This window comes from Microcoleus sp. N9_A1, assembly GCF_036701795.1.
In the GTDB taxonomy this organism is placed as follows: domain Bacteria; phylum Cyanobacteriota; class Cyanobacteriia; order Cyanobacteriales; family Microcoleaceae; genus Microcoleus.
The window spans coordinates 1-8,061 of sequence record NZ_JAUBRI010000125.1; the positions used below are offsets into that span (position 1 = coordinate 1).

Annotated in this window: 8 protein-coding genes; 6 read left to right on the forward strand and 2 right to left on the reverse strand. The window is 46.9% G+C overall.

Annotation, left to right across the window (positions count from 1 at the left end; all coding sequences use genetic code 11):
* The first annotated feature begins 320 nt into the window (after positions 1-320).
* Both QUA58_RS30000 and QUA58_RS30005 read left to right on the forward strand, forming a co-directional pair.
* Positions 321-1,571: an IS110 family transposase gene (locus QUA58_RS30000; protein ID WP_333397792.1), complete on the forward strand. Its 1,251-nt coding sequence runs from the start codon at positions 321-323 to the stop codon at positions 1,569-1,571.
* Positions 1,572-1,615: 44 nt separating this feature from the next.
* Positions 1,616-1,954 carry an endonuclease dU gene (locus QUA58_RS30005; RefSeq protein WP_333397799.1) on the forward strand — a complete coding sequence of 113 codons (339 nt, stop codon included), beginning with the start codon at positions 1,616-1,618 and terminating at the stop codon, positions 1,952-1,954.
* Between the two features lie 192 nt (positions 1,955-2,146).
* Here QUA58_RS30005 and QUA58_RS30010 read toward each other — a convergent pair whose 3' ends face one another.
* Entirely contained in the window at positions 2,147-3,349 is a 1,203-nt protein-coding gene (locus QUA58_RS30010; RefSeq protein ID WP_333397794.1) for a hypothetical protein, read from the reverse strand.
* An 848-nt stretch (positions 3,350-4,197) separates the two neighbouring features.
* Between QUA58_RS30010 and apcA the strand changes: the two genes are divergently transcribed.
* From apcA to QUA58_RS30025, 3 genes are all read left to right on the forward strand, one after another.
* Positions 4,198-4,683 carry an allophycocyanin subunit alpha gene (apcA, locus tag QUA58_RS30015; protein ID WP_333036136.1) on the forward strand — a complete coding sequence of 162 codons (486 nt, stop codon included), beginning with the start codon at positions 4,198-4,200 and terminating at the stop codon, positions 4,681-4,683.
* A 176-nt stretch (positions 4,684-4,859) separates the two neighbouring features.
* A complete protein-coding gene (gene apcB / locus QUA58_RS30020) occupies positions 4,860-5,345 on the forward strand; it encodes an allophycocyanin subunit beta (protein WP_006634930.1) in 486 nt (161 codons plus the stop codon).
* Between the two features lie 340 nt (positions 5,346-5,685).
* On the forward strand, positions 5,686-5,889 hold the full coding sequence (locus tag QUA58_RS30025; protein ID WP_006634929.1) for a phycobilisome linker polypeptide: 204 nt from the start codon (positions 5,686-5,688) through the stop codon (positions 5,887-5,889).
* 118 nt (positions 5,890-6,007) lie between these two features.
* Here QUA58_RS30025 and QUA58_RS30030 read toward each other — a convergent pair whose 3' ends face one another.
* A complete protein-coding gene (locus QUA58_RS30030) occupies positions 6,008-6,430 on the reverse strand; it encodes an EamA family transporter (protein WP_333215611.1) in 423 nt (140 codons plus the stop codon).
* Between the two features lie 36 nt (positions 6,431-6,466).
* Here QUA58_RS30030 and QUA58_RS30035 point away from each other — a divergent pair, with 36 nt between their 5' ends.
* Complete coding sequence (locus QUA58_RS30035; RefSeq protein ID WP_333397796.1) at positions 6,467-7,687, forward strand: FtsW/RodA/SpoVE family cell cycle protein; 1,221 nt, start codon at positions 6,467-6,469, stop codon at positions 7,685-7,687.
* Positions 7,688-8,061 lie beyond the last annotated feature (374 nt).

Sequence of the window (8,061 nt, forward strand, 5' to 3'; positions counted from 1 at the left end):
TTTTAACGCAAGACATTGACTACTTATACGCCTACATTGCGCTAGTGGCCACAAATTCAATCACCACAACCGCCTGACGATGGCTGCATTGACTCAGCGGCCGAAACTCCCCGAACCAAGGGGGAGTCGCGGGATGAGTCGCAAGATGAGTGGCGCTTTAAGACGGAAATTAGCTTAGTTGCTATTAGCAATTCGTAAGCGCCAGCCCGCATCAAACCGGACAAAATTAATGAGCCTTAATCAGTGAAGTAAGCATTAATTTGCTTTTGGGAGATTCGTAGGCTCTTCTGTCCTTTCAATTGTTCCTCTCCCTAAACTACATGAAATATTTAATCGTAGGTATTGACGTTTCTCGGTCGTCAATTGCCGCGTGCTTCATGCTGGAAAAACCCAGCAACCCTCGTGACGACTACTTTGATGCCGATATCGAAGTGTTTCACTCGAACCTTGAAAATTTGAATAAATTAAAGGTAAAAATTGAAAGCTTCAAAGCTGACAAAGTGATTGCCATTTGCGAACCGACCGGGATGAACTACGCGCGGCTGTGGATGAACAAGCTTGGCGACTGGGGCTGCGAAGTGAGGATGATATCGAACAGCAAGCTACCTAATTACAGATCAGAACTGCTGGGAAAGGAGGGTAAGAGCGGGGCCAAGACTGACGATATTGATGCTTTTGCGATCGCCTGTTGGTACTTCGATAAGTCAGAATCTGACTATCTCAAGATTCGTGACCCCTTGGTCAGCCAAGTCAAAAACATCTGCCTGCGGCTCGAACACCTTAATCGGTTGCAGAGTCCAATAATCAACAGAATGCGGCAGGAGTTGGCGTGGCAGTGTCCCGAAATTGCTTTGGTGCGATCGGCAAAACTACAAGAGGAATTGCCACCGCTGCTGTGGGGTTGGCTGGCAGATCGGCGCAAGTCCAAAAAGTACGATCGTATTTTGGAGGGAACGATCGGCTCCGGCATCGAAACTCAAACTCATTGGGCCGCCAACCAATACTGCGAGATTGAGGAGAAGATTTTCAATCTCAAAAAGCAACTGGTTCAACTGATTGACAGTCGGCAGTTTGAGGGATATCGGCGGATTTTTACAAAATTTGGGTTTGGTTATCAACTTCAAGGTTACTTGCTCGGAGCGATTTATCCCATCGAAGACTTCTTGAGAGACGGTCAGCCCGAAATCAAAATCCGCAAAAATCGCCAAACCGGAAAAGAATCAAAACTCAAGCTTTCAGAGCGCCGTTTCATGCGAGCCGTCGGCATGGGCGTAGTCAGGGAAGACAGCGGCCAGAAAAAGAAAGGCAAACAATCCGGCAGCGCGCTGTGTAGAAAGGCGCTTTGGCAGTGGTGCTTTACTCGCTTGGAAGTTTCCCGAAACAATCCGCCGCTGAAATTTACTTACGGTCAGGGCAAGGATGCAGAGCAAATGTCGCCAGCGGAAAACTTGAAGCGAAGAAAAAAAGGCGGCACTCCTGTTAAGCTGGCCCGACAGCGCGTCATCGCCCGCTGCATCCGCGAACTCTTCAAAGAGTTGTGCGGCATCGCCTCAAAAGACCCGCAGGAGTAATCTGTCCGTAGGTCTTTAAATCCGCAAAATTGTTGTTACAGTGAATTGCTTTCGGTGGCTTCAATATTATTGACCTTCCCGAGTTAGCATCGCGGCTGCAAATTCCTTGCGTTGCTGTCATGCGTCGCCAACCAGATTTAGCTGCTATTGAAAAAGCCCTCGGCCATTTGCCAGACTCGGAATACCGTTTAGAATTGTTGCGTCGTGCTGGGAAAATCCACGCTTTTGAACCTTTCTTTTTTCAAGTTTGCGGCGAAAAACCCGAAGTAATTGCGCTGGTGCTTCAGTGTTTGACAGACACTGGTAAAGTTCCTGAAGCTTTGCGTTTGGCTCATTTGATTGGTGCGGCGGTAATTACTGGAGTTAGTGGCAGTTCTGCTTGAATTATTGTTAATAACGGGCAAGATGCCCGTTCCACAAAAAGTAAATTTTCTTATGGGTGGGCCGGAGATCCCGTTAATAACGGGCAAGATGCCCGTTCCACAAAGAGGAAATTTTCTTGTGGGGTGGGCATCCTGCCCGCCCATGAAAGACTTATTGACAATGGTGCAATATCTCAGTTTGTACTCGCTTACTTACACAATCTCACCGTCAATTTCACCGAATTCGATTTTAGTTCCCAAGGCCAAAGTCAGGGTAGTTTCAGGTTCTACCATTTTTATATCTCCTTGAATGTCTGTAGCCCACCAAGCGCGATCGCACAAATTGGTCAATCCTAACGAAAGCTCGTTTCTCGATCGAGAAGTGACTATAGCTACAAGACCGTTAGATGCTGCGGCTGTTAAACTCGGTATGTCAGAGGTGAATAGTTGAGTTCCCGCACTCAAAGGAATAACTCCACTGCCTAATTTCAGGGAAAATTGGCTGCTGGTAAAAGAATTTACTGCTGGCTGAGCTGATATAAAGGTAGGTGGAACATTTGTTGGTGTTGGGGCTGGCAAGTCAGAGTTTCCTACTGTAATTGTACAGTTGCCGATTTTCTTTTGGTCGCCCGATCGCAAATAACTCACCGCCCCGCTATCAACATTCTCGCAAACAATTTGACCTGCTTCTAATTGAAACCGCATCGCTAAGGGCGAAACATTAGGAATGCAGATAATAGACAAATTTTCATCACTGCCAAAAGTCACTGGTTCCGAACCGAGAGTGAGAGTGCGATTTGCTCCGGTATCGTAACTAATTACCAGCCAAGCTTTGTTGAACAAAGTTTCAGCTACAACCAACATGATTCCAATCCAAAAACCGATCGCAGCACAGCCAGCTAAACGGCCCGCAGTACCGGATAAATTGTAAGCAAACAGAATAAACAAACAGCCGCCCAACACACCCCCAACACCGCCGCCTCCCGTGCCGCGAAGCGCTCCTAAGTTGGGAATCCGCTGTGCAAGTCCCAGTCCTAACAAACTGCCAGCTATTCCCCAGCAAATTACTCGCAATAATTCGTTTTCTCCGTCGCCAATCCCGCTATAAATACCTTCGGCGATCGCCCCAGAAATGGCCCCCGCAATTAAACCAAACAATCCGCCATTTTTTAAAGCCTGTTTAATTTGAGGCTTGCCTTTGATATAGTAATAATAGCCGAACATGATAGCAGTAGCAATGCCACCGCCTACTAACCCAAACCAGCGAGCTGTGGAAAATACACTGTCAGGAAAAGATGCCGAACCAGTGAGTCGCTGCATGAAAGGTTCGGTGATGAGATTGCCGACGAAACCGCCGACAGCACCGCTAATCCCAAACTGCAAAGCTTTTTTAAGGGCTGATAGATTTCTTTTCACGGCGCACCAGATTAAAAGTGAGAGTCAAATCTAGCTACAAGCTCGAAAGTTACGATTTCCGATGATTCTGATATCTTGCACCATGATCGATAACAGGCTTTCTGGCCTGTTGCACAAACACAAAGAGTGAGTGTTCTTGTGGGTAGTAGGGGTTGGCCAGGAGATCCCGCCAGTCCCAGACTTATTCAGAATGGTGCAAGATGTGAGACGATCGCACCTCTCCCCACCTCTCTCCCGCCTGTCTCCCCCATCTCCCGCTTGTCTCCCTCTCAGGGAAAAGTCTTTGATCCTCGCTCCGTCGCCCGCCCCAAATGCCTCGCGCAGAATAGATAGCCTGTAACCCTTGCTACAAAATAATTTTAGCAATTTTTTAACTGTGAAATTTTAACGCAGAACACCCTAGCGAGGGCCCAAATATGAAAAGGAATGTTACAAACTATTACAGTAACACTCAGAATGTGAACATAATGCCTCAAAATACTTGCGAGAGGTAGTTGTGTCAGAGGAGCAATATCCTTACTAACTGCCCGATAGTCACTCGATCGCCACTAAGTGGCCTGCTGCAATCTCGATCGTAGATTAAAGATCGCATCAGTCATTTGTGGTATTGTAAGCGACAGGCTTAGTGCGGGCACTCACAAGCGCACCGGCGTGAAGAACCAGCGCCGTCAAACACCGAAGGCAGACGCCCGCCAACAACTTCAACAGTTGCTGGCAAAAAAGGCAAGTCCGGTCTTCCCCGTCAAAGCTCCTCCTTGAGCATGAAAGGTACGGGATGAAAGCGCCCGCCGTCGCTAGCTCAGCGCGGAGCAGTTCGTATAGCAAAATATCCAGCGGGTACACACAAGATGAGTATCGTCACCAAATCAATCGTCAACGCAGACGCCGAAGCTCGCTACTTGAGCCCAGGTGAATTAGATCGGATCAAGAGCTTCGTCACCTCTGGTGAACGCCGCGTCCGCATCGCCCAAATTTTGAGCGAATCCCGCGAACGTATCGTCAAGCAAGCCGGCGACCAACTTTTCCAAAAGCGCCCTGATATTGTTTCTCCCGGCGGCAACGCTTACGGCGAAGAAATGACCGCAACTTGCTTGCGCGACATGGACTACTACCTGCGTTTGATTACCTACGGAATCGTAGCTGGCGACATTACTCCGATCGAAGAAATCGGTATTGTCGGCGTCCGCGAAATGTACAAATCTCTCGGCACCCCGATTGAAGCCGTCGCCGAAGGCGTTCGCGCTATGAAAAATGCAGCAAGTTCGCTGCTGTCTGGAGAAGACGCTTCCGAAGCTTCCTCTTACTTCGACTACGTTATCGGTGCGATGCAGTAAGGAATTTCGATTTTAGGTTTTCGATTTTAGATTGAAAAATTGGGGGTTGCCGGCAACAAGTTAAAAGCTTTTGCAAATAACCAGCCACTTAAAAATCTTAAATCCCCAATCCCAAATCTCAAATTCTCGCTCCAAAATTGGACTGACTCAGCCACTTTCAAGGAAACAAGACAACCATGCAAGACGCAATTACCGCCGTTATCAATTCCTCTGACGTTCAAGGTAAGTACCTCGACATCAGCGCTCTAGACAAGCTCAAGAACTACTTTGCTTCTGGCGAACTGCGCGTCCGCGCCGCTACCGCCATCAGCGCTAATGCAGCCACAATCGTCAAAGAAGCAGTTGCTAAGTCTCTGTTGTACTCTGACGTAACTCGTCCCGGCGGCAATATGTACACCACTCGTCGTTATGCAGCTTGCATCCGCGACTTGGACTACTACCTGCGCTATGCCACCTACGCTATGCTAGCTGGCGACCCTTCCATCCTCGATGAGCGCGTGCTCAACGGTTTGAAAGAAACCTACAACTCCTTGGGCGTGCCCATCGGTTCTACCGTACAAGCAATCCAAGCAATGAAAGAAGTCACCGCCGGTTTGGTCGGTTCTGACGCTGGTAAAGAAATGGGCGTCTATTTCGACTACATCTGCTCTGGCTTGAGCTAACACTCAGGAAGAAGAAAGAAGGAAGAAGGAAGTTCGGCAACGGATTCTGTAACGGATGTAACGAATGTAACGGATGTAACAGATTTCAGTCCGATGGAAGTCGGAAGAAGGAAGAAGATTTATTTCTTGCCTCTTTTAACTTTTTACTTTTTACTTTGGACTTGTTACCTTTGACTTTGAAAAGAGGTCAGGGAAGTTGAGAGTGATTGCTAGACCGTCAAAGGCTTGCCGAGAAAGCCCGACGAGTTTTAACGAGCTAGTTTTGACTCCTAACTCCCTGCCTTCAATCTTTAAAAAATCCATCTAATAATCTGTAAACCTACTCAGGAGTTAGTTTCCCATGAGAATGTTTAAGGTGACTGCTTGCGTCCCAAGTCAAACTCGCATCCGCACTCAGCGCGAATTGCAAAATACCTATTTTACTAAGCTCGTTCCTTACGACAACTGGTTCCGGGAACAGCAAAGAATTATGAAAATGGGCGGCAGAATTATTAAAGTGCAACTGGCTACCGGTAAGCCCGGTGCTAATACAGGTTTACTTTAAGAGCCGAAGCTGGATTAGTAGAGGGGTAAGAGGTCGCGATCGACCTCTTTTTTGTTTGTTATAGTTATAGCATAAGGAATAATGTCCAGCGTTTTTAATCTCATCATTGACAAATATTTCAATAAGCAGAAAGTATAACTGCGATTATCGCTAACAAAACAGCAAGCATTTGTGGTAATGTAATAGCCTCTTTCAAGAATAAAGTCGATAATAATATAGTAATCAGCGGGTAGATAGACGTAACACTCACTACATTGGCAACTTCACCTTTGCCAAGGGCTATAAAAAATACTAATGATGCCACAGTGCCACAAACGCCAACTAACATGGCAAACAAAATCCCCCTAACATCTCCCTCAAAACTAAAATTATTAGTTTGGATAATAATAAATAAAGTAGTTAAAATAGCGCCAATTGCTTCATAAACAAAAGCAGTTTTGTAGTCAATATATTTAGTTGCTAAATTGCCAAAAAATCCCCACAAACCATATAATAGCGAACAGATTAATGCGTAAATTAACCAATCTGGTACTTTAGCCATCTTTGTTAGAGTTTATTGAGATCATTCTAAAATCATATGGCTAATGACATTCGACGCTTGATTCCCTTTTTTGACCCCAGCGCCTCTCAATGGGCCGCTGAGGCCCGGTGGCTGAGGTGGCTGACTTTTCTGTGGCTGTTTGTCGGGCTGACAGCATTGTTTTCGGCTTCCTATCCCATTGCAAATTATGAATTTGGAGACGGCCTTTATTATTTTAAACGACAGCTAATCGCAGTGGCGATCGGGCTGGCCGGCTTTAACTTGATGGTATACTCCCCCCTGCGGTATCTGCTGAAAACATCTCAGGTAGGCGTTTTGTTGCTGCTGGGATTGCTGTGGCTGACCTTGGTTCCGGGGGTAGGAACCACAATCAACGGGGCGACTCGCTGGATATCTCTGGGCCCGGTTCCGATTATTCAACCTTCTGAATTGATCAAGCCGTTTTTTGTTCTCCAAAGTGCCCGCATTTTCGGCAACTGGTCCCGGTTGACGAATAAAGTTCGCTTAACTTGGCTGTTAATTTTCGGCGCAATGCTTTTGGGAATTTTGTTGCAACCGAACTTAAGTACCACGGCTTTGTGCGGGATGACTTTATGGTTGGTGGCTTTGGCGGCGGGATTGCCTTACTTGCAGTTGGGCGCAACGGCTATGGGGGGAATGCTTTTAGCCGTTTTAAGTATTAGTTTGAGGGAATATCAGCGCCGCCGGATTATGTCTTTCCTCAATCCTTGGGCTGATCCGATGCAAGACGGCTATCAGTTGATTCAAAGTCTCCTGGCTGTCGGTTCAGGGGGCATTTGGGGTGTGGGTTTGGGGATGTCGCAGCAAAAGTTATTTTATTTGCCGATTCAGTACAGCGATTTTATTTTTGCTGTGTTTGCTGAGGAGTTTGGTTTGGTGGGAGGTTTCTCGCTGTTGCTGATGTTGGCGGCTTACTCTACTGTGGCTTTGAGGGTAGCGATGAAGGCTCGAAATATTGAGAGTCAGTTGGTGGCGATTGGGGTGATGGTGGTGATGGTGGGACAGTCGCTGCTGAATATTGGGGTGGCGACGGGGGTTTTGCCGACTACGGGTTTGCCCCTGCCGTTTTTTAGTTACGGGGGTTCTTCGATGTTGGCAAGTTTGTTGTTGTCGGGGTTGCTGATTCGGGTGGCGAGGGAGAGTTCTGAGGCTGATGTGGTTTCTTTAAACGGCCTCCGTGGAAAGCCGGGAAAGCCGAACTTGCGATCGAACAACGGCAATACACAAACTGAATAATTTGTCAAGTTATTTCTTTGACCCGCGGGTAGCTAGAAACCGGGTTTTTTAACCACAATATTTGCTTAAAACCTTCAATAAGAGTCAAAAAACCCGGTTTCTTTATCTTCTGCTGCGGTATCATTCCGAGCGATCGACTATTTCCGCCCGTCACCCTTATTTGGCGGTTCTTCTTGTTGTTCTTGAGGTTTAGCTGTGATCTCAGTTAATTCTTTTTTGTCTGGTTGCGGTGTTTCTTGAGTTGAGTTAGCCATTGAGTTTAGTCCTAAATAGATGCACCGCTTAATGATATCTTTTCCGGGAGCATCCCAGTTGAGAACTAAGCAGAAATACTTAAGGAAAATTCCCCGTTAAGATAAGCACAGCGTAAGCGA

Coding starts and splice junctions, on each gene's coding strand:
- QUA58_RS30000 (WP_333397792.1), top strand. CDS start 321: ATGAAATATTTAATCGTAGGTATTGACGTTTCTCGGTCGTCAATTGCC.
- apcA (WP_333036136.1), top strand. CDS start 4,198: ATGAGTATCGTCACCAAATCAATCGTCAACGCAGACGCCGAAGCTCGC.
- apcB (WP_006634930.1), top strand. CDS start 4,860: ATGCAAGACGCAATTACCGCCGTTATCAATTCCTCTGACGTTCAAGGT.
- QUA58_RS30025 (WP_006634929.1), top strand. CDS start 5,686: ATGAGAATGTTTAAGGTGACTGCTTGCGTCCCAAGTCAAACTCGCATC.
- QUA58_RS30030 (WP_333215611.1), bottom strand. CDS start 6,430: ATGGCTAAAGTACCAGATTGGTTAATTTACGCATTAATCTGTTCGCTA.
- QUA58_RS30035 (WP_333397796.1), top strand. CDS start 6,467: ATGGCTAATGACATTCGACGCTTGATTCCCTTTTTTGACCCCAGCGCC.